Genomic DNA, 23,105 nt, shown 5'->3' with positions numbered 1-23,105 from the left:
GCGGCTTCGGCCGCGTCAGGGCCCCGGCAAGAGGCGGAAAGCGCCTTGATCCAGATCAAGGCGCCACGCCAGGGGGCTGGTTACCATCGGGCCATGCGAGCAAAATCGATCTTCGCCGTCCCTGCCTGCCTGCCGGATGCCGACCGCCAGCAGCGCCGCCACGCGCTGGTGCGGCTGTCGCTCGCCTGGTTGGCCATGATGCAGGTCATGATGTTCGCGTGGCCCGGCTACCTGCGCCACGACAGCATGCCCGCCGACGCCCTGGAAACGCTGGACTGGGCCATCGTGCTGATGAATTGGGCCAGCTTCGCGCTGACCATCCCCGTAGTGCTTTATTCGGCCTGGCCCATCTGGCGCCATGCCGGCGACAACCTGCGCCACGGCCGCGCCGGCATGGACGTCCCGGTGGCGCTTGGCATCGTCGCCGCCTTCATCCCCAGCGTTCACGCCACCTGGACGGGCCGCGGCGAGGTCTATTTCGATTCCGTCACGATGTTCGTGGCGTTCCTGCTGACGGCGCGCTACCTGGAACTCTGCGCACGCCAATCCTTCGGCGGCGCGTCGGGCGGGCAGCGGCATGAGCGGGTCGAGGCGCAACGCCTGGACCTGGGCGCCCGCGCCGACCGGCTGGCATCCCGTTTCGTCATGGCGCAGGTGGCCCTTGCGCTTGCCGCGGCCGCTGCCTGGGCCTATATCGATCCTGCGCACAGCCTTCCGGTGATGGTGGCGCTGCTGGTCATGAGCTGCCCCTGCGCCATGTCGATGGCGGTGCCCACGGCCATGGCGTCGGCGCACTCCGCGCTGGCGGCCCACCCGTCCATGCCCGACGCCGCGCTGGACGCGCTTTTGCAGCAGGCGCGCCACAAGGCCCGCCAGAACCTCTACGGGTCGCTGGTCTGGCATCTGCTCATGACGCCGCTGGCGCTGGTGGGGTGGGTCACGCCGTGGCTGGCCGCCATCACCATGCTGGTGTCGTCGCTGGCGGTAGCCTACAACTCCTGGCGCCTGTGCCGCCGGGACTGGTCCGGCGACGCCACGCCGTCCGGCATGCTGGAAGCCGCCCAATGACCATCCTGTACCTGTTGTTGCCGCTGTCCCTGCTGTTCGTGCTGGCCATCGGCATATCGCTGTGGTGGGCCGTGTTCAACGGCCAGTACGACGATACCGACAACGCCGGAACAGCCATCCTGCGCGACGACGACAGCGGTCCGGCAAGCCGCGGCTGAACGCCGCTGCGCATCGCGTTTCTGGGGCGGGCCATGCGCCCGATTCGCGTCGCGCCGACGGCAAGTCGGCTTCAATTCGAGCGCAACGCGATCGCAATTCGACCACAACATTCGCATTTCTCCTTGCCGTTCCGTTGTGCGTGCGCCGCGTTCCCCGTCCGGACCTCTGGCGCTTGATCCATATCAACGCCGACTTGTGTGACTAGTCCCATCATCTGAGCCTGGAGCTATTTGTTACTTTAGGGGAAGGGTGATGAACGATTGCGCCGCAATCGCAAGCAAGGCCGATACCTTCAACTACAAGATCGTGAGGCAGTTCGCGCTCATGACGGTGGTTTGGGGCATTGTCGGCATGGCTGTGGGCGTTTTTATCGCCGCGCAGCTGATTTGGCCTCAGTTGAATTTCGATACCGCATGGTTGAGCTACGGCCGCCTGCGTCCGCTGCACACCAACGCGGTGATCTTCGCCTTCGGTGGCAGCGCGCTGTTCACGACGTCTTACTACGTCGTCCAGCGCACCTGTCAGGCCCGCCTGTTCTGTGGCCCCTTGGCCGCGTTCACGTTCTGGGGCTGGCAGATCGTCATCGTCGCCGCCGCCATCACGCTGCCGATGGGTTTCACCAGCAGCAAGGAATACGCGGAACTCGAATGGCCGATCGACATCCTGATCACGCTGGTCTGGGTCGCCTACGCCATCGTGTTCTTCGGCACGATCATCAAGCGTCGGTCCAAGCACATCTACGTGGCCAACTGGTTCTTCGGCTCGTACATCCTGACTATCGCCATCTTGCACATCTTCAACAACATCGAAATGCCGGTGTCGTTGTGGAAGTCGTATTCGGCGTACGCCGGCGTCCAGGACGCCATGGTGCAGTGGTGGTACGGCCATAACGCGGTGGGCTTTTTCCTGACCACCAGCTTCCTGGGCATGATGTATTACTTCGTGCCCAAGCAGGCTGGCCGCCCCATCTATTCGTACCGCCTGTCCATCGTCCACTTCTGGGCGCTGGCCTTCACGTACATGTGGGCGGGCCCGCACCACCTGCTGTATACGTCGCTGCCGGACTGGACCCAGTCGCTGGGCATGACGTTCTCGCTGATCCTGCTGGCGCCTTCCTGGGGCGGCATGATCAACGGCATCATGACCCTGCAGGGCGCCTGGTACAAGCTGCGCACCGATCCGATCCTGAAGTTCATGGTGACGGCGCTGTCGTTCTACGGCATGTCGACCTTCGAAGGTTCGATGATGTCGATCCGCACGGTCAATGCGCTGTCGCACTACACGGACTGGACCATCGGCCACGTGCACTCCGGCGCGCTGGGCTGGGTCGCCATGATTTCGTTCGGCTCCCTGTACTACCTGATCCCGCGCCTGTATGGCCGCGAGAAGATGCACAGTGTGAAGGCGATCGAATTGCACTTCTGGATCGCGACCATCGGCGTGGTGCTGTACATCGCCGCCATGTGGATCGCCGGGGTGCAGCAAGGTTTGATGTGGCGCGATACCGCTTCCGACGGCACGCTGGTCTACAGCTTTGTCGAAGAACTGAAGACGCGCGTCCCGTACTACCTGATCCGTTTGCTGGGTGGCACGTTGTTCCTGTCCGGCGTGTTCGTCATGGCCTGGAACGTGTGGATGACGGTGCGCGGTGCGCAACCCGTTAACCCCGCCATTCCGCAAGACGACCCCCACGCCGCTCGCCCGCCGGTTGTTGCGACCGCCGCGCCGGCTACTGTTTGACGAGGACATCATGGCCAACAAGAAACCTGGCTTCTTTTCTCACCAGACGCTTGAGAAGAACATCGGCTGGATGATCATCGCCAGCATCCTGGTGGTGTCCTTCGCGGGCCTGGTTCAGATCGTTCCGCTGTTCTTCCAGCACAGCACGACCCAGCCCGTCGCCGGCGTGGAGCCCTACAGCCCGCTGCGGCTGATGGGCCGCGACGTGTACATCCGTGAAGGCTGCGTCGGCTGCCACTCGCAGCAAGTGCGTGTGCTGGCGGCGGAAGTGCAGCGCTACGGCTCGTACTCGACGGCGGCGGAATCGGTCTTTGACCATCCGTTCCTGTGGGGTTCCAAGCGCACCGGCCCGGATCTGGCCCGCGTGGGCGAACGCTACTCCGACGACTGGCACCGCATCCACTTGCGCGATCCGCGCAAGGTGGTGCCCGAGTCGAACATGCCCGCCTATCCCTGGCTGGAAAAGACGGTCATCACCGGCCAGAACGTGGCCGAACGCATGCGGGCGCTGCGCGCCCTGGGCGTTCCCTACACCGATGCCGACATCGCGGCCGCACCCAAGGCCATCGAGGGCAAGACGGAAGAGGACGCGCTGGTCGCCTACCTGCAGGAGCTTGGCGTAGGCGTGCGCAAGGCCCAGGCCAAGCTGGCCGAAGACGCCCGGAAGGCCGAAGCGGCCAAGAAGGCGGCAGCACCTACCGCGCAGTCCGCTGTGCAACCCGCCGCGCAAGCGGCCACGGGAGGCTGATCATGGTGGGCTACCTGAGCGCGATCGTCACCGCCATTTCGATGGCAACCTTTTTCGGCATCGTCTGGTGGGCCTGCTCGCGCGGCCGCCAGAGCGCCAACCGCGAATCGGCCATGCTGCCGTTCGCCCTGCCCGACGAGTTCGGCCAGGCACAACAAGATGGAGCGAATCGGTCATGAGCGATTTCGTTAATGGCTTCTGGGGGTATTTCATCTCGGTCGTCGCCGTGGGCGGCGTGGTCTGGTGCCTGTGGCTGCTGTACACGCAGCGCCGCTGGCTCAGCACCAAGCCGGCCAGCGGCCAGGTCGAAGACACCGGCCATGTCTGGGACGGCGACCTGACCGAACTCAACAACCCGGTCCCCACCTGGTGGACCTGGATGTACCTGCTGGCGTGCGTGTTCGCGCTGGGCTACCTGTTTTTCATGCCGGGCCTGGGTTCGTACAAGGGCCAACTGGGCTACAGCAGCACGGAAGAAGTCGCGCGGCACCAGGCGAAGATGGCCGAGGCCGTTCGCCCGATCTACGCGCGCTTCGAAACCATGACGGTGCCGCAGGTGGCAGAGGACCCGGCCGCCTTGGAAATGGGGCAGCGCCTGTTCTTGAACACGTGCGCGCAATGCCACGGTTCGGACGCGAAGGGCGGCCCCAGCTTTCCCAACCTGACCGACGGCGACTGGCTCTACGGCGGTTCGCCCGAAACCATCATGGAGACCATCACCAAGGGGCGCCACGGGGTGATGCCGCCCTGGAAGGCCGCGATCGACGCCAAGACCGCCGGTGATATCGCCCAGTACGTGCGCTCGTTGTCGGGGCTGACCTCTGACGATATCCGCGTGTTCCGCGGCAAGCGCGAGTTCGCCAACTATTGCGTGGCCTGTCACGGCGTGGACGGCAAGGGCAACCCGTTGCTGGGCGCGCCCAACCTGACGGACGACGTGTGGTTGTACGGCAGTTCGGAAGCCACGATCGTAAAGACGATCCTGGATGGCCGCGACAACCGCATGCCGGCGCACGAACACATCCTGAACCCCGAGCAGATCAAAGTGCTGACGGCCTGGGTGTGGGGGCTGTCGAACAAGCCGGGCACCACCGCGCCGGAAGCGGCAGCGCAAGGCGCGGCGACGGCGGCGGCACCCGTCGCCGCCAATACCGCAACGCCGGCCGCCGCCAAGTAACGCGGCAAGCAGGTGCTTAAGTGGGGGGCGCGTCATGCGGCCCCCACATCATTGGACTTACAGGACGGAGCAGCAAATGGAAGATGGGTCAACCGCAAGCGTCGGCACACCGCCTGACGGCGACCCGCCGCCCTGGCGGCCGCACACGCGGCCGCCACGCCCCGGGCAGGAAACGCTGGAACAGACCCTGGCGGGTGTACGCAGCAAGATCTATCCGCGATCCGTCAGCGGCATTTTTGCCCGCTGGCGCATCGCTTTCGTCTTTATTACTCAACTGATCTTCTACGGCCTGCCCTGGTTGCAATGGAACGGCCGCCAGGCTGTGCTGTTCGACTTGGGCGCACGCAAGTTCTACCTGTTCGGGCTGGTGCTGTGGCCGCAGGACGTCGTCTATCTGGCCGTGTTGCTGGTGATATCGGCGCTGGCGCTGTTCCTGTTCACCGCCGTGGCGGGTCGGCTGTTCTGTGGCTACGCCTGTCCACAAACGGTCTACACCGAGATCTTCATGTGGATCGAACGCAAGGTCGAAGGCGACCGCATCGCGCGCATCCGCCTGGATGAATCACCCTGGACCTGGCGCAAGGCGCGCCTGAAGATCACCAAGCATTTCTTGTGGATCGCGCTGGCCTGGTGGACGGGCTCCACGTTCATCGGCTATTTCGCACCGATCCGCGAGCTGGGCCATGAGCTGTTCACACTGCAACTGGGACCGTGGCAATGGTTCTGGATGCTGTTCTACGGCTTTGCCACCTGGGGCAACGCGGGTTTCATGCGCGAGTCCGTCTGCAAGTACATGTGCCCCTACGCCCGCTTCCAAAGCGTGATGGTCGACCCCGACACCTTTGTCGTCACCTATGACAAGCGCCGCGGCGACCCGCGCGGCGGACGTTCGCGCAAGGTCGACCACAAGGCGGCCGGTCTGGGCGATTGCGTGGACTGCAGCCTGTGCGTACAAGTTTGCCCCACCGGCATCGACATTCGCGAGGGCCTGCAATACATGTGCATCGGCTGCGGCGCCTGTATCGACGCCTGCGAGCAGGTGATGGACAAGATGCAGTACGAGCCCGGCCTGATCCGCTACACGTCTGACCGCGCCATGCAGGACGGCCTGTCGGCCAAAAGCGCGCGTTCGCACCTGCTGCGCCCGCGCGTGCTGATCTACGGCACGCTGATCCTCATCATGGCGGTGGCGTTCGTGGCGTCGTTGGCGATGCGTAACCCGCTGCGGGTGGACGTCATCCGCGATCGCGGGGCGCTGGGCCGCGAAGTGGCGGGCGGCCAGATCGAGAACGTCTACCGGCTGCAGATCATCAACACGTCGGACACCGCCATGCGGCTGCGACTGTCGGCCGACGGCATGCCGGGACTGGTTGTGATGACGGGCCAGCAGGGGTCGGATGTGGTGGAGGTGGAGCCCGCCGCCAACAAGCTGGTTCCGATGGTGATCCGGGCGCCAGCCGGTGCCGAACCCGGCGCACATGCCATCACATTGCGCGCGCGCGGTCACGACGGTGGAAACCAGCCGATTGAAACCGACGAACCCGCCAGCTTCTACGTGCCTGATTGACTACGTAAAGGACAAACCTCATGACCCTTGCACAAACCGCCCCGGCGTCCAAGCCCTGGTACTACGAACCGTGGCCCTGGATCCTCATGGCCGGCCCGTTCGTGGCCATGGTCGGGTGCTTCATCACGATCTACTTCGCCTACTCCAACTTCACTCACGAGCCGATCGTGGAGGGCGTGGTCAAACGCGGCCTGGTGATTGAACAGGTCGCGCCGAAAGCCGGCGAAGGCGCGGGCGCCGTGCGCGCCAATCCCTGATGGGAGGACACAGATGGGCTTGCGTTCATTGATGTGGATATTGTGGCCGTCGTTCCTGGCGGCCGCGGCGGGAAGCGCCTTGATATTCGCCCTGATCGACCCGTTGGACGTGGCGATATTCGGGCACGTCCCCACCGGGCGCGTGGGCTTCTACACGGTGTCGTTCTTTGTGTTGTGGGTCATGGCTGGCCTGTCCAGCACGCTGACGGCATACCTGATGCCGAAAGCCGCCGAGGAAGACCCGCTGTAACCCCTCGGCCTGCCTGTGGGGCGGGAGGAGGGGGGAAAGACCGGGGCTGAGAGAGAGGGGCCCGCCAATCTGGCGGGCGCCGCGTCAGACCTTCTTGACGAACTCTGACTTCAGGCTCATCTGGCCGAAGCCGTCGATCTTGCAATCGATGTCGTGGTCGCTGTCGACCAGGCGGATGCCTTTGACTTTGGTGCCCATCTTGATCACCCCGCCGGACCCCTTGAGTTTCAGGTCCTTGATGACGGTAATGGTGTCGCCGTCCTGCAGGACGTTGCCGGCTGAATCGCGGTAAACGCGGGCGTCGTCGTCCGAGGGCGTGGCGTCTTGCGCCGACCATTCATGCGCACATTCCGGACAGACGTAGCCGCCGCCATCCTCGTAGGTGAATTCGGATTGGCATTTCGGACAGGCGGGCAATGCACTCACGGGTGTACCTCAGGTGAAACGCGCGAATCGCGCAATGCTTGATTGTACTGCTCGCAGTGTCTATTTTTTCCCTAACAGGCGCCTATCTTCACGCATTTTCGTGCAGTAAGTCGACAAAGTGCTGCCCTGCGGCGCTTAAGGGGCGGTCGCGCGGCACGATGCTGCCGAACGCCGCCAGCGACTGCCGGATCTGATAGGGCAGGATCGCCAGCAGGCCATGCCGGGCATACCGGCTGGCGACCGATTCCGGAATCACGCCCAGCATGTGCGACTTCATGGCCAGGTTGGTGGTGGTCAGGATGGATGCGGATTCGATCAGCCCCGGCGGCAGGGCCGTATTGTGCGACCGGAACTCGTGTTCGATCACCTCGCGCATCGGGCTGCCCTGCGGTTGCAGGATCCACGGATACGCCTGCATCGCCTCGAAGCCGATGCGCCGCTTGCGGGCCAGCGGATGGTCCACCGCCGCGATCACCGACAGAGCCTCGTCGCCGATCGGGCGGAACACGTAGTTGCGGTCCGACAGGGTCAGCATGCGGCCGATCACCACATCCAGCTTGCCCTCGTTCAACTGCGCGATCAGCAGGTCGCTGGTGCCGGTGGATATTTCCACGGCCAACAGCGGATAGGTCTGCTTCAGGCGCAGCAGCGCATCGGTCAGATGACCGGGCGAGGCCGCCATGATGCTGCCGATGAAGAGCTTGCCGGCGCTGCCCAGCCGAAGCTCATCCAGTTCGCGCGCCAGCGACGACACCGTTCCGCGCATGCCGCGGAAATGTCCCATGACGCACTCGCCGGCGGGTGTCAGGGCCAGCCCGCGGCCCACACGTTCAAACAGCGGTTGCCCTAACGCCGATTCCAGCTCGTGCAGCATCTTGCTGGCGGCGGACTGGGTCATGTTCAGCTGCTGCGCGGCGGCGCGCAGCGTGCCGCGGTCGTCGATGGCAAGCAGCAGCACGACCTGGCGCATGCGCAGTCGAGCCAGCAGGGCAGAGACGTTCAGGTTGCGTTCCATGATTGATCGCCTGAGGTGAACAGTTGGTGCAAAAGTTTCATTTTACGGAAACAGATCTTCTCCCTAAGATGACTTCACAACAAATTGCCCATCAGCGGCAAAGAACCACTCAAGGAGACAACCATGAAGATCCGCGCATTGGCCGCATTGGCGGCGGGCGCCCTGTGTCTGTCGACCCTGGCATCCGGGACGGCGCAGGCTCAGGCGCAAGCCGCCGACTGGCCCGCCAAGCCCCTACGCCTGTTGGTCGGGTCCGCGCCCGGCGGGGGCACCGACGCCATGGCGCGCGCCGTGGCGGACAAGCTGGGGCCCATGCTCAAGCAGACGGTCGTGGTCGAGAACAAGCCCGGCGCATCCAACACGCTGGCGGCCGACCTGGCCGCGAAGTCGGCGGACAGCCACACCATGGTGATGGGCGTGTCGACGGCGCATGCGATTGCGCCCCACCTGTTGAAACTGGGCTATGACAACGACCGCGACCTGACGCCCGTGGTGTTCGTGGGGGCGGTGCCGAACATCTTGGTGGTGAACAACCAGGTGCCCGCGAAATCGGTGCAGGAACTGATCGCGCTGCTCAAAAGCAAACCGGGCGAATACAACTTCGCCAGCAGCGGCTCGGGCAGCACCCAGCACATCGCGGCGGAACTCTTCAAGGACGCCACCGGCGTACAGATGACGCATATTCCGTACCGCGGCAGCGGCCCGGCGATGGTTGACCTGATGGGCGGGCAGGTGCAGATCGCCTTTGAAACCGCCTCGTCCGTCATCCCCCACATCAAGAGCGGCAAGGTGCGTGCGCTGGCGGTGTTGAGCGCCCGCCGCAACGCCCAACTGCCCGACGTACCGACGATGGCCGAGGCAGGCGTGCCTGGCGTCGAAATGAGCGCCTGGTACGGCATCTACATGCCCAGCGCCACGTCCGCCGCCATCCAGAAACGCATCCATGACGACGTCAACCGGATCCTGGCGCTGCCCGACACACAGGCCCGCCTGCAGGCGATCGGCGCCGACATCACCCCGATGAGCCAGGAGCAGTTCGCGCAGTTCCACCAAGCCGAGAACCAGCGCTACGCCGGCATCATCAAGAAAAACAACATTTCCGTGGAATGAATCCCAGCATGAATCCGCAGCCAAAACCCGTTATCGCCCTGACGCTGGGCGACCCCGCCGGCATCGGCGCCGAACTGATCGCCCGCCTGCTTGCCAAGCCGGAGGCCTGCCAACGCGCCAACATCGTGCTGGTGGGCGACGCCTGGCTCTGGCGGGAAGGCCAGCGCGTGGCCGGCGTGCAGGTGGCGACCCAGCCGGTGGACAGCTTCGAGGCGGTGCGCGCCCGGCCCGACACCGGCGTGCCGGCCTGGTTGGAAAGGGACACGGTCCGGCCCGACCAAGTGACGGTTGGCCAAGCGCAGGCAGCGGGCGGCGCATCGGTGCTGCGCGTGTTGGACGCCTGCATGGACGCCGCGCGCGACGGCCACGTGGACGCCATTTGCTTTGCGCCGCTGAACAAGTTCGCCATGAAGCTGGGCGGCTTGGCGCACGACGACGAACTGCACCACTTCGCGCAGTACCTGGGCGTCGACGGCTATTTCTGCGAATTCAATACGCTGGGCGAGCTGTGGACGTCGCGCGTCTCGTCCCATATCCCGCTCAAGGACGCTGCGGCGGCGCTCAGCGTCGATGGCATCAAGGCGGCGACGCGCCTGATCTACCGGTCGCTCGAGGCCAACGGCATCGCCGCGCCGCGCGTGGCGGTTGCCGCCTTCAACCCGCATGGCGGCGACGGCGGTACTTGCGGGCGCGAAGAGGTCGACATCATTGCGCCTGCGGTACGCCAGATGAATGAGGAAGGCCTGCCCGTGCAGGGGCCGTTTCCGGCCGACACCATATTCCTGAGAGCGCAGGCCGGGGAGTTCCAGGCGATCGTCACCATGTATCACGACCAGGGGCAGATCGCGATCAAGCTGCTGGGCTTTGCGCGCGGGGTGACGGTGCAGGGCGGCCTGCCCATCCCCATCACCACGCCAGCGCACGGCACCGCCTACGACATTGCGGGCCAGGGCCGCGCCAATGTGGAGGCCACCTGGCAAGCCTTCCAGATCGCCTGCCGCATGGGCGCATCGCACCGTTTCCCGTCTTCCCAGTAGGAACCCGACATGAAGATCAAATCCGTCCGCGCCCGCGTTTTCGAATGGACCGGCAAGACCGTGCCGCCGCAGGGCAACTTCTGCTCCAACGCGATGGACCTGCTGTATTCCAGGCAAGAGACCATGAGCACGTTCCGCTTCCACGGCTGGACCGTCGTCGAAGTGGAAACCGATGACGGCATCGTGGGCCTGGGCAATGTGGCGCTGGCCCCGCGCGTGGCCAAGGCCATCATCGACCAGTACCTGGCGCCGCTGGTGGTGGGGCACGACCCCTGGGACTACGAATACCTGTGGCAGCGCATGTACCGCGCCACGCACGCCTGGGGGCGCAAGGGCGTGACGATGGCGGCAATCTCGGGCATTGACCTCGCTATCTGGGACATCCTGGGCAAGTCGGTGAACAAGCCTGTCTTCAAGCTGCTGGGCGGCCGCACCAAGGAGAAGATCCCCGTCTACTACTCCAAGCTGTACCGCACGGACCTGAAGGCCATGCAGGAAGAGGCGCAGACGTACCTGGACCAGGGATTCACCGCGTTCAAGATGCGTTTCGGCTATGGCCCGGCACATCTGCAGAAGGGCGTGGTCGAAAACCTGAAGTCGGTCGAGGCCGTGCGCGAAGTCATCGGGTATGACACGGACCTGATGCTGGAATGCTATATGGGCTGGAACCTGGAATACGCCAAGCGCATCCTGCCCAAGCTTGAGAAGTTCGAACCCCGCTGGCTGGAAGAGCCCGTCATCGCCGATGATGTCGACGGCTATGCAGAGCTGAACCAGCTGACGTCCATCCCGATCTCGGGCGGCGAGCACGAGTTCTCGCTGTACGGGTTCAAGCAGCTGCTGGACAGGAAGGCGGTGTCGGTGGTGCAGTACGACACGAACCGCGTGGGCGGCATCACGGCGGCGCACAAGATCAATGCGCTGTGCGAGGCCTACAGCGTGCCCGTCATTCCGCACGCCGGCCAGATGCACAACTACCACCTGACGATGAGCACGCTGGCCTCGCCCATGAGCGAGTATTTCCCGATGTTCGACGTGGAAGTCGGCAACGAACTGTTCTACTACATCTTCGACGGCGAACCGGTGGCCAAAGAGGGCTTCATCGACCTGGACGACAACAAGCCGGGCCTGGGGCTGACGCTGAAGACCGAGTATCTGAACGATTTCAACATCATCGAATAGGACCGCGGATGACAACGACCCCCACGACCCAGGCGCCGCGCTATCGCGGCATCTTCCCGGTGGTGCCCACCCCGTTTACCGAGGCGGGCGAGCTGGACCTGCCCAGCCAGAAGCGGGCAGTGGACTTCATGATCGACTCCGGCGTGGACGGCCTGTGCATCCTGGCGAATTTCTCCGAACAGTTCGTGCTGTCGGACGAGGAACGCGAGGTGCTCACCCGGACCATCCTGGAACACGTGGCGGGCCGCGTGCCGGTCATCGTGACGACCACGCACTTCAGCACCCAGGTCTGCGCGGCGCGCAGCCGGCAGGCGCAGGACCTGGGGGCGGCCATGCTGATGATCATGCCGCCGTACCACGGGGCCACGATCCGCGTGCCCGAGGCGCAGGTCGAGGCCTTCTTCCAGCAGGTGTCGGACGCGGTGGACATCCCGATCATGATCCAGGATGCGCCCGTGGCGGGCACGCCGTTGCCGGCAGCGCTGCTGGCCAAGATGGCGCGCGAGATCGCCCAGGTGTCGTACTTCAAGATCGAAACCGCGGGCGCGGCCTCAAAGCTGCGCGACCTGATCGCGCTGGGCGGGGCGGCGGTGGAAGGGCCCTGGGACGGCGAAGAGGCCATCACGCTGCTGCCCGACCTGGACGCGGGCGCCACTGGATCCATGACGGGCGGCGGCTTTGCCGACGGCATCCGTCCCATCATCGAGGCACACCGCGCGGGCCGGCGCGACGAGGCCTACCGCCTGTACGAGCGCTGGCTGCCGCTGATCAACTACGAAAACCGCCAGGGCGGCATCCTGACGGCGAAGGCCTTGATGCGGGCCGGCGGCGTGATCGATTGCGAGGCGCCCAGGCATCCATTCCCGCCCATGCGCGCGGAGGTCCGCCAGGGTCTGTTGGAAACCGCCCGCCGATTGGACCCCCTGGTGCTGCGCTGGGGGCGTTAATCCCTGAAACGGGAACACTGCGTTCCGCCACGCCGAACAAGCTGTAACGGCGTGGCGGGTAAAATCTCCGGCTATCGATCACGTCGGGGGCTCGAGTGCAGCCGGTCATATCAGTTCAGGGTTTATCCAAGCGGTACGCGTCGGGGTTCCAGGCGCTAAAGAGCGTCAACCTGGAAATCCAGCGTGGCGAGATCTTCGCCTTGCTCGGGCCGAACGGCGCGGGCAAGACGACGCTGATCAGCATCATCTGCGGCATCGTCAACCCCAGCGACGGCCGGGTGCTGGCCGACGGCCATGACATCGTGTCGGATTTCCGCGCCGCGCGTTCCAAGATCGGCCTGGTGCCGCAAGAGATTTCCACCGACGCGTTCGAAAGCGTCTGGAACACCGTGACGTTCAGCCGGGGCCTTTTCGGCAAGCCGGCCAACCCCGCCTACATCGAAAAGGTGCTGCGGGACTTGTCCTTGTGGGACAAGAAGGACAGCCGCATCATGGCGCTGTCCGGGGGCATGAAGCGCCGCGTCATGATCGCCAAGGCGCTGTCTCACGAACCCGCCATCCTGTTCCTGGACGAGCCCACGGCGGGCGTGGACGTGGAGCTGCGACGCGGCATGTGGGAAATGGTGCGGCGCCTGCGTGAAAGCGGCGTCACGATCATCCTGACCACGCACTACATCGAAGAAGCGCAGGAAATGGCCGACCGCATCGGCGTGATCCGCAAGGGCGAGATCATCCTGGTCGAAGAAAAGGACGCGCTGATGGCCAAGCTGGGCAAGCGCCAGCTGAGCCTGACCTTGAAAGCGCCGTTGCCGGGCATTCCGACCGCGCTGGACGCGTATCAGCTGGACTTGTCCGCCGACGGCTACAAGCTGGTCTATACCTACGATAACCAGGGCGGCGGCCAGATTTCCCAGCTGCTGCACGACCTCAGCCGGCTCGAGATCGAATTCACGGATCTGAATTCATCGGAAAGCTCGCTTGAGGATATCTTTGTCAGCCTGGTACACGGTCAATCATGAACTTCTACGCCATCCGCGCTATCTACCTGTTTGAAATGGCCCGCGCCTGGCGCACGCTGATGCAAAGCGTGCTGTCGCCGGTCATTTCCACGTCGCTGTACTTCGTCGTGTTCGGCTCGGCCATCGGTTCGCACATGGTCGAGATCGACGGGGTCAGCTACGGCGCGTTCATCGTGCCCGGCATGATCATGCTGTCGCTCTTGACGCAAAGCATCGCCAACGCGTCCTTCGGCATCTACATGCCGCGGTTCTCGGGCACCATCTACGAAATCCATTCGGCGCCCATCTCGTATGTGGAGATCGTCATGGGCTACGTGGGGGCGGCCGCCAGCAAGTCCATCATCCTGGGGCTGATCATGCTGGCCACGGCGCGCCTGTTCGTGTCGTTCGAGGTCGCGCATCCGATCTGGATGCTGGGCTTCCTGGTGCTGACCGCCGTTACGTTCAGCCTGTTCGGCTTCATCATCGGCGTCTGGGCCGACGGCTTCGAAAAACTGCAGATCATTCCCCTGATGATCATCACGCCGCTGACCTTCCTGGGCGGCACCTTCTATTCCATCAAGATGCTGCCGCCGTTCTGGCAGACCGCCACCTTGTTCAACCCGGTGGTCTACCTGGTCAGCGGCTTCCGCTGGGCGTTCTACGGCGTGTCGGATGTCAGCGTGGGCGTCAGCGTCGGCATGACGCTGGTGTTCCTCGTGGCGTGCCTGATCGGCGTGCGCTGGATCTTCAAGACGGGCTATCGCCTGAAGACCTGATCAGCCAGCCGCGGTGGGCGCACGGCGCGCCAGGCCGTCGAAGGCGTCCAGCAGCCGTTCGCGCCATGCGTGGACGGCGTCGTCCTCGGCCAGCAGTTCCAGCGGGCTGGTGCAGCGGGCCCACATGAACATGCCGAACACCGCATAGTCGGCATAGCCATGCTGGCTGCCCGCCAGAAAGGGCTGTTTGCCCAGCGTCAGGCGCAGCGGCAGCAAGGCCGTCCGCAGCGCGGCGATCTGGTCGGCGTAGCCTGCGGCGAGGTCTTCGAGCTTGCCGAAGCGCTTTTCGCGCGAGGCGCGGAAATACTCCTGGTCTTTTTCGTGGATCAGGCCATGGATGGCAGGCAGCAGCAGACGCGCCAGCACCGGCACCAAGGTGGTATCGGCCCAGGCGTTGATGAACAGCGTGGCCGCGCGGCCGCCCGGCCCGCCGAACAGGGACGGCCGTTCGGGAAACGTGTCTTCCAGATAGCAGGCGATCTGCCACGAATCGCTGACCACATGGGTGTCGTGCACCAGCACGGGAACGAGCTTCTGGCCGGAAAAGTCGATCGCTTCCTTTTCGGTGAAGCGCCAGGGCACGGTCTTGGCGGACAGGCCCTTGTGGGCCAGCGCCATGTGCGTTTTCCAGCAATGCGGGCTGAAGCGTAGCGACGCGTCGGCGCCGGCCAAATCGTACAGGGTGAGATCCGGGGTCAAGATGCCGCGCTCCTTGGACATGCCAGTGGATAAGGACGGCATTCAGGATAACGCTTTCCCCCCGTCGCGGCGCAAGAAAAAGCGCCACACGCCCGAGGACGCGTGGCGCAGGCCGGACAATCCCCGGTCCGACCTTGGGTTACTTCGGCGCGCCCTGGCTCATGTTCATGACCCGCTGCTTCAACTGCGGGTTTTGCTGCACGGCCTGGCCGATGCCATTGAATTCTTCGACGGTCAGTCCGTCCGCACGGACCAGTTGCACCATCTTGGCGTCCGCTTCCTGGACGACCTTCTGCTTGGCGTCGTCCGACTTCGCGGCGTCGACCTTGGGACGGTATTCGTCGACCACGCCGGACACCTTCTGCGACGCCGACGCGAAGCGTTGCAGCTGCTGGTCGGTGGGCTGCGTGATGGCGGGGGCCATTTGCGGTTGAGCCGACGGCTGGCTGGCGTTCTGCGCCATGGCGGGGGCACCGGACAGCGCCGTCGTCAGAATGGCGGCGGATAGGAATGCGTAAGTGGAACGCTGCATGAAACCTCCTTGTTCCGGTTGAATGTCCGACCATAATGACTACGGGACCCGGGACGGGACAAGTTTCGCGATGTGTTTTCCTGTGTCGGCAGGCCACGGGATCCGGGCGCGCTGCGGGAGGGTGGCCCCAGGGGCGGCGCCAGAAACGTTTTGCGCGGTTTCGTAGTCGCTGCTGGCCGCGATGTGTCCTTAGGTTTGCGCACGGCGGCCATGGACAGGCGCCCCGCGCTCAGATCAGCAGCATGCTCAGCATCACCAGCGCAAGCAGCAGGACGTAGACCCGGGCATGCAAGCGGTCGGGAATGCGGGGAATCAGCGGGGCGGCCAGGCGGATGCCGGCCAGCGAACCCAGAGCCAATGCCGCGAAAGCCAGCAGATCGACATAGCCGACGATCCACGGCGCGAGCGCGGTGGGAAGGCCGCGCGCCGCCGCCATGTAGGCGAGCGTGCCCACGATGGCCACCGGCAGCGTCAGCGGGTTGGCCATTGCCGCCGCCTTGGCCATGGGCAGGCCGCGCCGGCGCAGCAAGGGCACGGTCATCACGCTGCCACCCACCCCCAGGAAGGTCGCGATGGCGCCGATGGCCACGCCGCCACCCACCACGACGCCTTGTCCCAAGGGCTGCGGCGCCTGCGTCTCATGCTGCTGCGCCAGGAAACCCTGCCGCAGCAGGCAGTCCAGGATCGTCACGCCCAGATAGGCGATGAAGATCCAGCGCACCAGGTCGCCGCTGGCGCGGGTGGCAGCCCACGCGCCCAGCAGCGCGCCTGCCGCGATAAAGGCGGCCAGCGGCCAGACGTAGGCGCGCACGATATTGCCGGCGCGCTGATGTTTGCGCGTCGCGGCGATGGAATTCACGATCATGACGCAGGTGGAGGTCGCCACGGCGATATGCATGGCGGACTGGCCGATGGCGTCGCCCGTGCTATGCGTGGCGGTCAGCACGCCATATAGCACCGGCACCACGACGAAACCGCCGCCGAAGCCGAACAGGACCGTGGTGACGCCGCTTGCGCAGCCGAACAAAGCCAATACGAGATACAGCATGCCGTCCATCCTTTCTGGAGAACCGTCACGAAACGGTGCGACGGATTGGCCTGCTTTATAGGATTGGACAATAATGTTCTTGTTTCGGCCAAGCCGGCCGATGGTTCGACACCCTCCGACACCCATACTGCCGCCTTCCCGGCGTAGTCACGCCCATGCGCAATACCCATATCGACCGCTACGACTCGCTGGACCGCGCCGTGGTCGCCATCGGCAACGACTATGCGCCGGGCCAGTTGCTGCCGGCTCACGCGCACCGGCGCGCGCAATTGCTGTACGGCGCCACGGGCGTCATGCAGGTGGAGACGCGTGACGGCAACTGGGTGGTGCCGCCGCAGCGCGCCGTGTGGATTCCCGCCCGCGTGACGCATCAGGTGCGCATGCTGGAAGTCAGCACGCGCAGCGCCTACATCGAACCCGGGGCGGCGCGGGCGGAGCGCGACGCCTGCGAGGTGATCGAGGTGTCACCCTTACTGCGGCAACTGCTGCTGGAAGCGGTGGACATGCCTGCCGCCTACGACCTGGACGGCCGGGACGGGGCGCTGGCGGCCCTGCTGCTGCATGAGGTCGATCGCGCGCCGGTGCTGCCGCTGCATATTCCGTTGCCGCGGGACAAGCGGCTGGCATCGCTGTGCCGGGCGTTCATCGCCGCGCCCGATGCGCGCGTGCCGCCGCAGGCTTGGGCCGACCGCTTGCACATGAGCTTGCGGACCTTCAGCCGCCATTTCCGCCAGCAGACGGGCATGCCGTTTTCGTCGTGGCGGCAGCGCGCCTGCGTGGTGCTGGCGCTGGCGCGGCTGGCCGCCGGGCAACCGGTGACTGTCATCGCGCTGGATTTCGGCTATCAAAGCCCGGCGGCTTTCTCCACGATGTTCCGCCGCGTGCTGGGCCGGCCTCCTACCGAGTACCTGCGGCAGGACTAGTCTGTTGGTACTATCGCGGCACGAATGGTGGCCCATGCCGGGCCCTTCGCCGATACGGATTCCAAACCTTGCCGCAATCACCGCTTTCCGTGGGCATCGCCGGCGCGGGCAGCGCCGGGCTGGCGACCGCGCTGGCGCTTGCCCAGGCCGGGCATCAGGTGCGCATCTTTGAAAAGCACCCCGATTTCACGACGATGGGCGCGGGCTTGCTACTGCAGCCGCCCGGGGTGCGCGCACTGCGCACGCTGGGGGTGGACGTGGCCGCGCTGAATGTCGGCGCACCGATCGACCGCCTGCTGGGCGTGTCGCATCGGGGGTGGCGCATCGTCGATATCGATTACGTGGGCGACGGCGCGCGCGCGGTCACCCGGGCGGCATTGGGCCGCGTGTTGTTCGACGCTTGCCAGCGCGCTGGTGTTGCGTTCTCGTTCGGCTGTCCAGTCCAGACGCTGGGCCGCCAGGGGGGCAGGGCGCACGTGGTCCATGGCGACAGCGGCGGCCAGGCCGAATCCTCGTTCGACGTGTTCGTGGTGGCCGACGGGGCTGCATCCGCGCTGCGCGAACAGGTGGGGCTGGCCTCCCGTTCCCGTGTCTACCAATGGGGGGCGTTGTGGGGGCAGTTCTGGGTGCCGGACTGGCCAGGCGCGACGCAGCTGCTGCAGCGCTTTCGCGGCACCCGGCAAATGATGGGCCTGCTGCCCACCGAGACGGGGCCGAAGGGCGTCCGGCTGTCGTTGTTCTGGAGCATCCGCCACGATGCCTTGCCTGCGTGGCGCGCGGCACCGATCGGGCACTGGAAGGACCAACTGCTGGCGTTGTGGCCGCAAGCGTCCCCGATCGTTGAACAAGTGTCCCGGCACGAGGACCTGGCCGTGGCCACCTACCGCCATACCTGGCCGCGCGGGCTGGCCGCCGGGCCGTATTGCGCGGTGGGCGACGCCGGCCACGCAATGAGCCCGCAACTGGGCCTGGGCGCAACGCTGGCCGTGCTGGATGCGCTGGCGCTGGCTCGTGCGCTGGGGCAGCACGGCGCGGCCGAGGGGCCGGCGCGTTATGCGCGCAGCCGGCTGCTGCCGTCGCGCATGTACCAGACCTTGAGCCGCGCCTTGACGCCGTGTTTCCAGTCTTCGGGGCCGGGGCTGTGGCGCGATCTGCTGTTCGGCGGTTCGCTGCTGCTGCCCGGGGTGCGCGGATTGATGAAGCGCGGCCTGCTGGCCATGCCCGAAGCGGAAGCGGCCCGCCGCCCTTGAATCGCCGTCAGGCGGCGTACCACAGCACCGCGAAGAAGTGGCAGACGGTGCCGGCAAGCACGAACAGGTGCCACACGAAATGGCTGTAGCGCCAGCGGTTGTCGAACACGAAGAACACCACGCCGCCCGTGTAGGCCAGGCCGCCGGCCACCAGCCACCACAGCCCGCCGGTGGGGACGCGTTCGATCAGCGGATTCACCGCGATGATCACCAGCCAGCCCATCGCCAGATACAGCCCTGTGGAGATAGCCGGGCGGTTCAGCCGCTTGCTGGCCTTCAGCCCGACACCCAGCAGGGCCAGCCCCCATACCAGCCCGAACAGGGTCCAGCCCCATGGGCCGCGCAACGCGCCCAGCGCAAATGGCGTATAGGTGCCCGCGATCAGCAGGTAGATGGCCGAGTGGTCCAGCACGTTGAAGATCTGCTTGGCGCGGCAAAGCGGCAGCGCGTGATAAATGGTGGAAGCCAGATATAGCAGGCACATCGAGGCGGCGAAGACGGCGGCGCCCGCGATGAAGGCGGCGTCGCCCTGGCGGACGGCGGCGACGATCAGGAAGGGGGCGGCGGCCACGGCGCCTGCCGCGCCCACGCCGTGGCTGATGGTGTTGGCGATCTCTTCGCCCAGCGTCTGGGGTCTGTCGTTGGGAAACATGAATGCGTCTTGTTGGTGCGAGGCTTACACCATAGGCGCTTTGCGCCGCAGGCTCAAGGGGCCGTGCACATGCGGCGCAGCTGATGCGGCGCGGCTTGATTTTGTGCAAATCCGGCCAATGCCGAGCGCAAGGAAATACGCAGTCGAGTAGTTACTCTGTGATACATTTCACGCACGAATTGATCCGCCCGCAGAGGCGGCGCACGTTCTATTTCCCAGGCTCGCGTCCGCGGCTGCGCATGCGCGCCCGCACAACAGATACTCTTAGGGGAGGCACCGATGATTCCGGCAATTGGCCTTATGGTGGGGGCGTACATCGTCACGCGGATGACCGCCATGTTGACGCGTCCCGACTCCAGTAAAGTGGTCAGGGTATTGTCCGTGCTGACCATCGCCGTGGCGTTGATGTCCTGTCTGCAATTGTTGACGGGCGGTGCCGGTCCCGCGGCAAGATTCTGAATTCCAGGCGTCCGTGACCGTGCGGGCGCGATGGCCGGCGTGCCGCGGCGAGCGGCCCCGCGGCGCCCGTGCGCCGACGCGAAGTCAAGAAGGTTTACTGGCCGAGGCCTAGCAATGGCACGCAGTTTTACCAGTCTGTTTTTCAAAGCCGCAAAGAAACTAAGCAAACTCCAGCGCGCAGCGCTGCGCATGGCGTCCCCCAAGACCGCAAGGAAACGCCCCGCTTCCGCGCGCAAGACGGCGGCCAAGCTTGCGCCGCCAGCCGCGGCACCCCGCCAGGCGGCCACGCCGTCATTGGGCGGCGGGCGTTGGGAATCGTCGCGGCAGTTCTCCGATGGCCAAGGGCGCCAATTGACTTTCGCGCGCTATACGCCGGTGCCGGGGCCGCGCGCCGACATGCCGGTGGTCGTGATGCTGCATGGTTGCCGGCAGACGTCGCTGGCGTTCGCGCGCGGCACGCGCATGAACCAGTGGGCGGATGCGGGTGGCTTCATGGTGCTGTATCCGCAGCAGTCGATGACACGCCAGGTGCAGCGCTGCTGGCGCTGGTTCCAGCCTGACGCCCAGCACGGCGGTGCGGAAGCCGATCTGATCGCGGCGCTGATCCGCTCGGAAGTTGCGCGGCACGGCCTGGACCCGGAACGGGTCTACATCGCGGGGTTGTCCGCGGGCGCGGGCATGGCGGCGCTGGTGGCGTTGCGGCACCCCTCGCTGATCGCCGCCGTGGCGATGCATTCCGGCCCTGTCGTGGGCGATGCGCATAGCGCGGCCAGCGGCATCGGCACGATGCGCCGCGGCAGCCTCAAGCCGTTGCTGCCGTTGGTGGAAGGCGTGGCGGATCCCGCTGTGTTCCGCCTGGGCATGCCCGCGTTGATCTTGCAGGGGCAACTGGATCCGGCGGTGGCGCCCCGCAATGCCAAACAGTTGTTTGAACAGTTCCGCGCCTTGAACGACGTGCGTCCGGAAGACATCCCCGTCGAGCGCGTGCTGGGCCTGGGCACCGACAAGGCATACCGCCGCGTGGACCTGCTGCGTGGGCGCAAGACGGTATTGCGCCTGTGCGAAATCACGCGGCTGGAGCATGCCTGGAGCGGCGGCGACGCGTCCGTGAAATACCATGCGCGCGGCGGCCCGGACGCGTCGGCGCTGGTATGGCGTTTTTTCCAGGGCTTGCGCCGCACGGGCGCGGGCCGGCCGGAATCCTAGGCGCCATTGCGCAGGTACGATTGTTCGGAAATCGGGAATGCTGTTGTCGAGGCCGGCTGCCGGGGAAACGGCGCGGCGCAGCGGTAAGATCGCCGCATTCCCGATGCAGGCGCAGCGCGTGCTTCGCCCAGGCCGGCTTTTTTGGAAATCTTCGCCATGTCCCTCTCTATCTATCAGGCGTCCGTGCCTGTCTTCGTTCGCGGCATGACCGTGCTGGCCGACTTGCTGGAAAAGGCCGTCGCCCATGCCCAGGCTGAAGGGCTCGACCCCGCCGCGCTCGTCAATGCACGCCTGGCGCCCGACATGTATCCGCTGTCGGGCCAGGTACAGCGCGCCAGCGATGCCGCCAAGTTCGCGGTGCAGCGCTTGTCTCAAGGCCAGGCTCCGAAGTTCCCGGACGAAGAGACGACCTTCGCGCAGTTGCAGCAGCGCATCGCCGACACTATTGCCTATCTGCAAAGTGTGACGCCTGAACAGGTGGACGGCGCGGAAAGCCGCAAGATCGTCGTGAACTTCGGCGACTTCAAGCCGGAATTCCAGGGCGATGGCTACCTGCTGACGTTCGCGCTGCCGAACTTCTATTTCCACATCACGACCGCCTATGCGATCCTGCGCAACGCGGGCGTGAAAATCGGCAAGCTGGATTTCCTGGGGCCGTACCCGCAGTAGGCCCCGGACAGACGTAGAAAGGCCCGCAGTGGCTGGATCTTCTTGGGTCCGGCCGCTGCGGGCTTTCAGCTGTCCACGCGTCGACGCGATGCGTTCATTGCTTGGCGGCTGCTGCCGCCGCCGCGTCGCCGCAGCCGGTCATTTCGCCCATCTTGGCCATGTTCTGCTGGATTTCTTCGGGCGAGTAATCGAACTTGTGCGTGGCAATGGACCAGCGGTGGCCGAACGGGTCCACTACCTGGCCGTAGCGGTCGCCCCAGAACATATCCGCGACGGGCATCGTCACGGTGGCGCCGGCCGCCACCGCCTGCTTCATCGCGGCGTCCACGTCGTTCATGTACAGGTGCAGCGTCACCGGCGAGCCTTTCAGCGCCTTGGGGCCAAGGCTGCCCCATTCCGGGAAGTCGTCCATCAGCATCAGCACGGAGTCGCCGATGCGGATGGCGGCATGCATGATCTTGCCGTTGGGCCCGGGCAAGCGCGCGAGCTCTTCGGCATTGAAGGCTTTCTTGTAGAAGGCGATGGCATCCGAAGCGCCTTCGCACACGATGTGCGAAGTCAGCGTGTGCATGCCGTCGGGGATAGGTTGCTTTGCAGGCGTAGCCATGTTGTCTCTCCAGAATCGTTGACTGTCGGTGGGGACGGAGCGCCTGGGCCGATGTGGTCAGGCAGCTCCTGCTGATACGACGAACGAGCGGTGCCGGTTTCGACACGCCGTCGGAATTTTTTATTTGCCGACCAGCGTGTTGAAGCCGCCCAGGCACATGCGCTTGAAGTCGAACACGCCGTCGCAGGACATGCCGGTCAGCCGGGGGTCCTCCATGACCTTGGCGTTGATCCGGTCGCGTTCAGGCTTGCTTTCGAACAAGACCCAGGCGAACACCACCGTTTCGCCTTCCTTCGCACCCGCGGCGGCCGTGAATGAGCCGAAGCCCTCCTTGTCGATGTCGTCGGCCACGCCTTCGCGATAGTCCAATGCCCCGTGTTCCAGCCAGACGTCCTTGGCCTGTTCGGCCATTTTTTTGTACGCCGGCAGATTCGCCGTGGGGACGGCGAGGAGGTAACCATCTATGTACTTTTCCATCAAACGCTCCTTTGATCCATGTTGTTCTATTCGGCGGCGGCCATGCCCGCTGGCCAGGGCCGCCGCCGTCCGGCATGAGAGCCGGCAGATGCCACTGTATCGGGATTGGCGGCGGTTTCAGAT

The 23,105-nt window shown here is 65.3% G+C and carries 29 protein-coding genes; 20 read left to right on the top strand and 9 right to left on the bottom strand.

The features are described from left to right. Nucleotides 1-93 precede the first annotated feature (93 nt). The 9 genes from HG262_RS10380 (at nt 94) to HG262_RS10340 (ending at nt 6,966) form a co-directional block, all read left to right on the top strand. A complete protein-coding gene (locus HG262_RS10380) occupies nt 94-1,068 on the top strand; it encodes a hypothetical protein (RefSeq protein ID WP_169270938.1) in 975 nt (324 codons plus the stop codon). Further along, nucleotides 1,065-1,226 (top strand): cbb3-type cytochrome oxidase assembly protein CcoS, encoded by a 162-nt coding sequence (ccoS, locus tag HG262_RS10375; protein WP_006225694.1) that lies wholly within the window; start codon nt 1,065-1,067, stop codon nt 1,224-1,226. Before HG262_RS10380 ends, ccoS begins: the two co-directional genes overlap by 4 nt. 253 nt (nt 1,227-1,479) lie before the next feature. Then, the gene (ccoN, locus tag HG262_RS10370; protein ID WP_169270937.1) at nt 1,480-2,967 is read left to right on the top strand and encodes a cytochrome-c oxidase, cbb3-type subunit I; all 1,488 of its coding nucleotides are present in this window, start codon (nt 1,480-1,482) and stop codon (nt 2,965-2,967) included. 10 nt (nt 2,968-2,977) lie between these two features. Next, nucleotides 2,978-3,715 (top strand): cytochrome-c oxidase, cbb3-type subunit II, encoded by a 738-nt coding sequence (ccoO, locus tag HG262_RS10365; RefSeq protein WP_169270936.1) that lies wholly within the window; start codon nt 2,978-2,980, stop codon nt 3,713-3,715. Nucleotides 3,716-3,717: 2 nt separating this feature from the next. Then, entirely contained in the window at nt 3,718-3,894 is a 177-nt protein-coding gene (locus HG262_RS10360) for a cytochrome oxidase (protein WP_006225697.1), read from the top strand. Further along, entirely contained in the window at nt 3,891-4,892 is a 1,002-nt protein-coding gene (ccoP, locus tag HG262_RS10355) for a cytochrome-c oxidase, cbb3-type subunit III (protein WP_169270935.1), read from the top strand. The genes HG262_RS10360 and ccoP overlap by 4 nt, the downstream gene beginning before the upstream one ends. Nucleotides 4,893-4,968: 76 nt before the next feature. Beyond that, a complete protein-coding gene (gene ccoG / locus HG262_RS10350; protein ID WP_169270934.1) occupies nt 4,969-6,459 on the top strand; it encodes a cytochrome c oxidase accessory protein CcoG in 1,491 nt (496 codons plus the stop codon). A 20-nt stretch (nt 6,460-6,479) separates the two neighbouring features. Continuing rightward, nucleotides 6,480-6,716 carry a FixH family protein gene (locus tag HG262_RS10345; protein ID WP_169270933.1) on the top strand — a complete coding sequence of 79 codons (237 nt, stop codon included), beginning with the start codon at nt 6,480-6,482 and terminating at the stop codon, nt 6,714-6,716. Between the two features lie 13 nt (nt 6,717-6,729). Next, nucleotides 6,730-6,966: a hypothetical protein gene (locus tag HG262_RS10340; RefSeq protein WP_169270932.1), complete on the top strand. Its 237-nt coding sequence runs from the start codon at nt 6,730-6,732 to the stop codon at nt 6,964-6,966. Between the two features lie 84 nt (nt 6,967-7,050). Here the strand turns inward: HG262_RS10340 and HG262_RS10335 are convergent, their stop codons facing one another. After that, a complete protein-coding gene (locus HG262_RS10335; protein ID WP_169270931.1) occupies nt 7,051-7,392 on the bottom strand; it encodes a zinc ribbon domain-containing protein YjdM in 342 nt (113 codons plus the stop codon). 88 nt (nt 7,393-7,480) lie between these two features. After that, nucleotides 7,481-8,407: a LysR family transcriptional regulator gene (locus HG262_RS10330; RefSeq protein WP_169270930.1), complete on the bottom strand. Its 927-nt coding sequence runs from the start codon at nt 8,405-8,407 to the stop codon at nt 7,481-7,483. A 123-nt stretch (nt 8,408-8,530) separates the two neighbouring features. Here HG262_RS10330 and HG262_RS10325 point away from each other — a divergent pair, with 123 nt between their 5' ends. The 6 genes from HG262_RS10325 to HG262_RS10300 all read left to right on the top strand — a co-directional run bounded on the left by HG262_RS10325 (nt 8,531) and on the right by HG262_RS10300 (nt 14,460). Then, the gene (locus HG262_RS10325) at nt 8,531-9,517 is read left to right on the top strand and encodes a tripartite tricarboxylate transporter substrate binding protein (protein WP_169270929.1); all 987 of its coding nucleotides are present in this window, start codon (nt 8,531-8,533) and stop codon (nt 9,515-9,517) included. Between the two features lie 8 nt (nt 9,518-9,525). Next, nucleotides 9,526-10,554 (top strand): 4-hydroxythreonine-4-phosphate dehydrogenase PdxA, encoded by a 1,029-nt coding sequence (locus HG262_RS10320; protein WP_169270928.1) that lies wholly within the window; start codon nt 9,526-9,528, stop codon nt 10,552-10,554. Nucleotides 10,555-10,563: 9 nt separating this feature from the next. Further along, nucleotides 10,564-11,736, top strand: a complete 1,173-nt coding sequence (locus tag HG262_RS10315; protein WP_169270927.1) for an L-rhamnonate dehydratase — start codon at nt 10,564-10,566, stop codon at nt 11,734-11,736. 8 nt (nt 11,737-11,744) lie between these two features. Further along, nucleotides 11,745-12,683 carry a dihydrodipicolinate synthase family protein gene (locus tag HG262_RS10310; RefSeq protein WP_169270926.1) on the top strand — a complete coding sequence of 313 codons (939 nt, stop codon included), beginning with the start codon at nt 11,745-11,747 and terminating at the stop codon, nt 12,681-12,683. 95 nt (nt 12,684-12,778) lie between these two features. Next, entirely contained in the window at nt 12,779-13,702 is a 924-nt protein-coding gene (locus HG262_RS10305) for an ABC transporter ATP-binding protein (protein WP_169270925.1), read from the top strand. Beyond that, a complete protein-coding gene (locus tag HG262_RS10300) occupies nt 13,699-14,460 on the top strand; it encodes an ABC transporter permease (protein ID WP_006225709.1) in 762 nt (253 codons plus the stop codon). The genes HG262_RS10305 and HG262_RS10300 overlap by 4 nt, the downstream gene beginning before the upstream one ends. Here HG262_RS10300 and HG262_RS10295 read toward each other — a convergent pair whose 3' ends face one another. The 3 genes from HG262_RS10295 to HG262_RS10285 form a co-directional block, all read right to left on the bottom strand. Continuing rightward, nucleotides 14,461-15,159 (bottom strand): glutathione S-transferase family protein, encoded by a 699-nt coding sequence (locus HG262_RS10295; protein ID WP_211187141.1) that lies wholly within the window; start codon nt 15,157-15,159, stop codon nt 14,461-14,463. It lies immediately after the preceding gene. Between the two features lie 139 nt (nt 15,160-15,298). After that, nucleotides 15,299-15,691, bottom strand: a complete 393-nt coding sequence (locus HG262_RS10290; RefSeq protein WP_169270924.1) for a DUF4168 domain-containing protein — start codon at nt 15,689-15,691, stop codon at nt 15,299-15,301. A 229-nt stretch (nt 15,692-15,920) separates the two neighbouring features. Next, a complete protein-coding gene (locus tag HG262_RS10285) occupies nt 15,921-16,739 on the bottom strand; it encodes a sulfite exporter TauE/SafE family protein (RefSeq protein ID WP_169270923.1) in 819 nt (272 codons plus the stop codon). Between the two features lie 155 nt (nt 16,740-16,894). Between HG262_RS10285 and HG262_RS10280 the strand changes: the two genes are divergently transcribed. Together HG262_RS10280 and HG262_RS10275 are read left to right on the top strand one after the other, a co-directional pair. Continuing rightward, entirely contained in the window at nt 16,895-17,662 is a 768-nt protein-coding gene (locus HG262_RS10280; protein ID WP_169270922.1) for a helix-turn-helix transcriptional regulator, read from the top strand. A gap of 68 nt (nt 17,663-17,730) precedes the next feature. Next, nucleotides 17,731-18,912 carry an NAD(P)/FAD-dependent oxidoreductase gene (locus tag HG262_RS10275; protein ID WP_169270921.1) on the top strand — a complete coding sequence of 394 codons (1,182 nt, stop codon included), beginning with the start codon at nt 17,731-17,733 and terminating at the stop codon, nt 18,910-18,912. Nucleotides 18,913-18,919: 7 nt separating this feature from the next. On the opposite strand, the gene HG262_RS10270 is transcribed toward HG262_RS10275, so the two are convergent. Beyond that, entirely contained in the window at nt 18,920-19,564 is a 645-nt protein-coding gene (locus tag HG262_RS10270) for a hemolysin III family protein (RefSeq protein ID WP_169270920.1), read from the bottom strand. A gap of 279 nt (nt 19,565-19,843) precedes the next feature. On the opposite strand from HG262_RS10270, the gene HG262_RS10265 reads away from it, so the two are divergent. Both HG262_RS10265 and HG262_RS10260 read left to right on the top strand, forming a co-directional pair. Next, a complete protein-coding gene (locus HG262_RS10265) occupies nt 19,844-20,023 on the top strand; it encodes a hypothetical protein (protein ID WP_105556490.1) in 180 nt (59 codons plus the stop codon). Nucleotides 20,024-20,212: 189 nt separating this feature from the next. Then, nucleotides 20,213-21,229 (top strand): PHB depolymerase family esterase, encoded by a 1,017-nt coding sequence (locus tag HG262_RS10260; RefSeq protein WP_248293317.1) that lies wholly within the window; start codon nt 20,213-20,215, stop codon nt 21,227-21,229. On the opposite strand, the gene HG262_RS10255 is transcribed toward HG262_RS10260, so the two are convergent. Beyond that, nucleotides 21,226-21,387, bottom strand: coding sequence for a hypothetical protein (locus tag HG262_RS10255; RefSeq protein ID WP_169270918.1), 162 nt, complete (start codon nt 21,385-21,387; stop codon nt 21,226-21,228). The two genes, HG262_RS10260 and HG262_RS10255, sit on opposite strands and share 4 nt — an antisense overlap. Here HG262_RS10255 and HG262_RS10250 point away from each other — a divergent pair. Beyond that, on the top strand, nt 21,386-21,898 hold the full coding sequence (locus HG262_RS10250; RefSeq protein WP_169270917.1) for a DUF1993 domain-containing protein: 513 nt from the start codon (nt 21,386-21,388) through the stop codon (nt 21,896-21,898). The genes HG262_RS10255 and HG262_RS10250 overlap by 2 nt on opposite strands. Before the next feature lie 94 nt (nt 21,899-21,992). Here HG262_RS10250 and HG262_RS10245 read toward each other — a convergent pair whose 3' ends face one another. Then, nucleotides 21,993-22,505 carry a VOC family protein gene (locus tag HG262_RS10245; RefSeq protein ID WP_169270916.1) on the bottom strand — a complete coding sequence of 171 codons (513 nt, stop codon included), beginning with the start codon at nt 22,503-22,505 and terminating at the stop codon, nt 21,993-21,995. 120 nt (nt 22,506-22,625) lie between these two features. Continuing rightward, nucleotides 22,626-22,982 (bottom strand): DUF1428 domain-containing protein, encoded by a 357-nt coding sequence (locus HG262_RS10240; protein WP_169270915.1) that lies wholly within the window; start codon nt 22,980-22,982, stop codon nt 22,626-22,628. Nucleotides 22,983-23,105 lie beyond the last annotated feature (123 nt).

It is taken from the genome of Achromobacter sp. Bel (genome assembly GCF_012928505.1).
Taxonomy (GTDB): domain Bacteria; phylum Pseudomonadota; class Gammaproteobacteria; order Burkholderiales; family Burkholderiaceae_B; genus Achromobacter.
Note: the sequence above shows the minus strand (reverse complement) of the source record. Positions and strands in the feature narration are given on the sequence as shown.

What these genes read in the sequence shown, in the direction of transcription:
- HG262_RS10380 (WP_169270938.1), top strand. Translation starts at nt 94, where the DNA reads ATGCGAGCAAAATCGATCTTCGCCGTCCCTGCCTGCCTGCCGGATGCC.
- ccoS (WP_006225694.1), top strand. Translation starts at nt 1,065, where the DNA reads ATGACCATCCTGTACCTGTTGTTGCCGCTGTCCCTGCTGTTCGTGCTG.
- ccoN (WP_169270937.1), top strand. Translation starts at nt 1,480, where the DNA reads ATGAACGATTGCGCCGCAATCGCAAGCAAGGCCGATACCTTCAACTAC.
- ccoO (WP_169270936.1), top strand. Translation starts at nt 2,978, where the DNA reads ATGGCCAACAAGAAACCTGGCTTCTTTTCTCACCAGACGCTTGAGAAG.
- HG262_RS10360 (WP_006225697.1), top strand. Translation starts at nt 3,718, where the DNA reads ATGGTGGGCTACCTGAGCGCGATCGTCACCGCCATTTCGATGGCAACC.
- ccoP (WP_169270935.1), top strand. Translation starts at nt 3,891, where the DNA reads ATGAGCGATTTCGTTAATGGCTTCTGGGGGTATTTCATCTCGGTCGTC.
- ccoG (WP_169270934.1), top strand. Translation starts at nt 4,969, where the DNA reads ATGGAAGATGGGTCAACCGCAAGCGTCGGCACACCGCCTGACGGCGAC.
- HG262_RS10345 (WP_169270933.1), top strand. Translation starts at nt 6,480, where the DNA reads ATGACCCTTGCACAAACCGCCCCGGCGTCCAAGCCCTGGTACTACGAA.
- HG262_RS10340 (WP_169270932.1), top strand. Translation starts at nt 6,730, where the DNA reads ATGGGCTTGCGTTCATTGATGTGGATATTGTGGCCGTCGTTCCTGGCG.
- HG262_RS10330 (WP_169270930.1), bottom strand. Translation starts at nt 8,407, where the DNA reads ATGGAACGCAACCTGAACGTCTCTGCCCTGCTGGCTCGACTGCGCATG.
- HG262_RS10325 (WP_169270929.1), top strand. Translation starts at nt 8,531, where the DNA reads ATGAAGATCCGCGCATTGGCCGCATTGGCGGCGGGCGCCCTGTGTCTG.
- HG262_RS10320 (WP_169270928.1), top strand. Translation starts at nt 9,526, where the DNA reads ATGAATCCGCAGCCAAAACCCGTTATCGCCCTGACGCTGGGCGACCCC.
- HG262_RS10315 (WP_169270927.1), top strand. Translation starts at nt 10,564, where the DNA reads ATGAAGATCAAATCCGTCCGCGCCCGCGTTTTCGAATGGACCGGCAAG.
- HG262_RS10310 (WP_169270926.1), top strand. Translation starts at nt 11,745, where the DNA reads ATGACAACGACCCCCACGACCCAGGCGCCGCGCTATCGCGGCATCTTC.
- HG262_RS10300 (WP_006225709.1), top strand. Translation starts at nt 13,699, where the DNA reads ATGAACTTCTACGCCATCCGCGCTATCTACCTGTTTGAAATGGCCCGC.
- HG262_RS10290 (WP_169270924.1), bottom strand. Translation starts at nt 15,691, where the DNA reads ATGCAGCGTTCCACTTACGCATTCCTATCCGCCGCCATTCTGACGACG.
- HG262_RS10285 (WP_169270923.1), bottom strand. Translation starts at nt 16,739, where the DNA reads ATGCTGTATCTCGTATTGGCTTTGTTCGGCTGCGCAAGCGGCGTCACC.
- HG262_RS10280 (WP_169270922.1), top strand. Translation starts at nt 16,895, where the DNA reads ATGCGCAATACCCATATCGACCGCTACGACTCGCTGGACCGCGCCGTG.
- HG262_RS10270 (WP_169270920.1), bottom strand. Translation starts at nt 19,564, where the DNA reads ATGTTTCCCAACGACAGACCCCAGACGCTGGGCGAAGAGATCGCCAAC.
- HG262_RS10265 (WP_105556490.1), top strand. Translation starts at nt 19,844, where the DNA reads ATGATTCCGGCAATTGGCCTTATGGTGGGGGCGTACATCGTCACGCGG.
- HG262_RS10260 (WP_248293317.1), top strand. Translation starts at nt 20,213, where the DNA reads ATGGCGTCCCCCAAGACCGCAAGGAAACGCCCCGCTTCCGCGCGCAAG.
- HG262_RS10250 (WP_169270917.1), top strand. Translation starts at nt 21,386, where the DNA reads ATGTCCCTCTCTATCTATCAGGCGTCCGTGCCTGTCTTCGTTCGCGGC.
- HG262_RS10255 (WP_169270918.1), bottom strand. Translation starts at nt 21,387, where the DNA reads ATGGCGAAGATTTCCAAAAAAGCCGGCCTGGGCGAAGCACGCGCTGCG.
- HG262_RS10245 (WP_169270916.1), bottom strand. Translation starts at nt 22,505, where the DNA reads ATGGCTACGCCTGCAAAGCAACCTATCCCCGACGGCATGCACACGCTG.
- HG262_RS10240 (WP_169270915.1), bottom strand. Translation starts at nt 22,982, where the DNA reads ATGGAAAAGTACATAGATGGTTACCTCCTCGCCGTCCCCACGGCGAAT.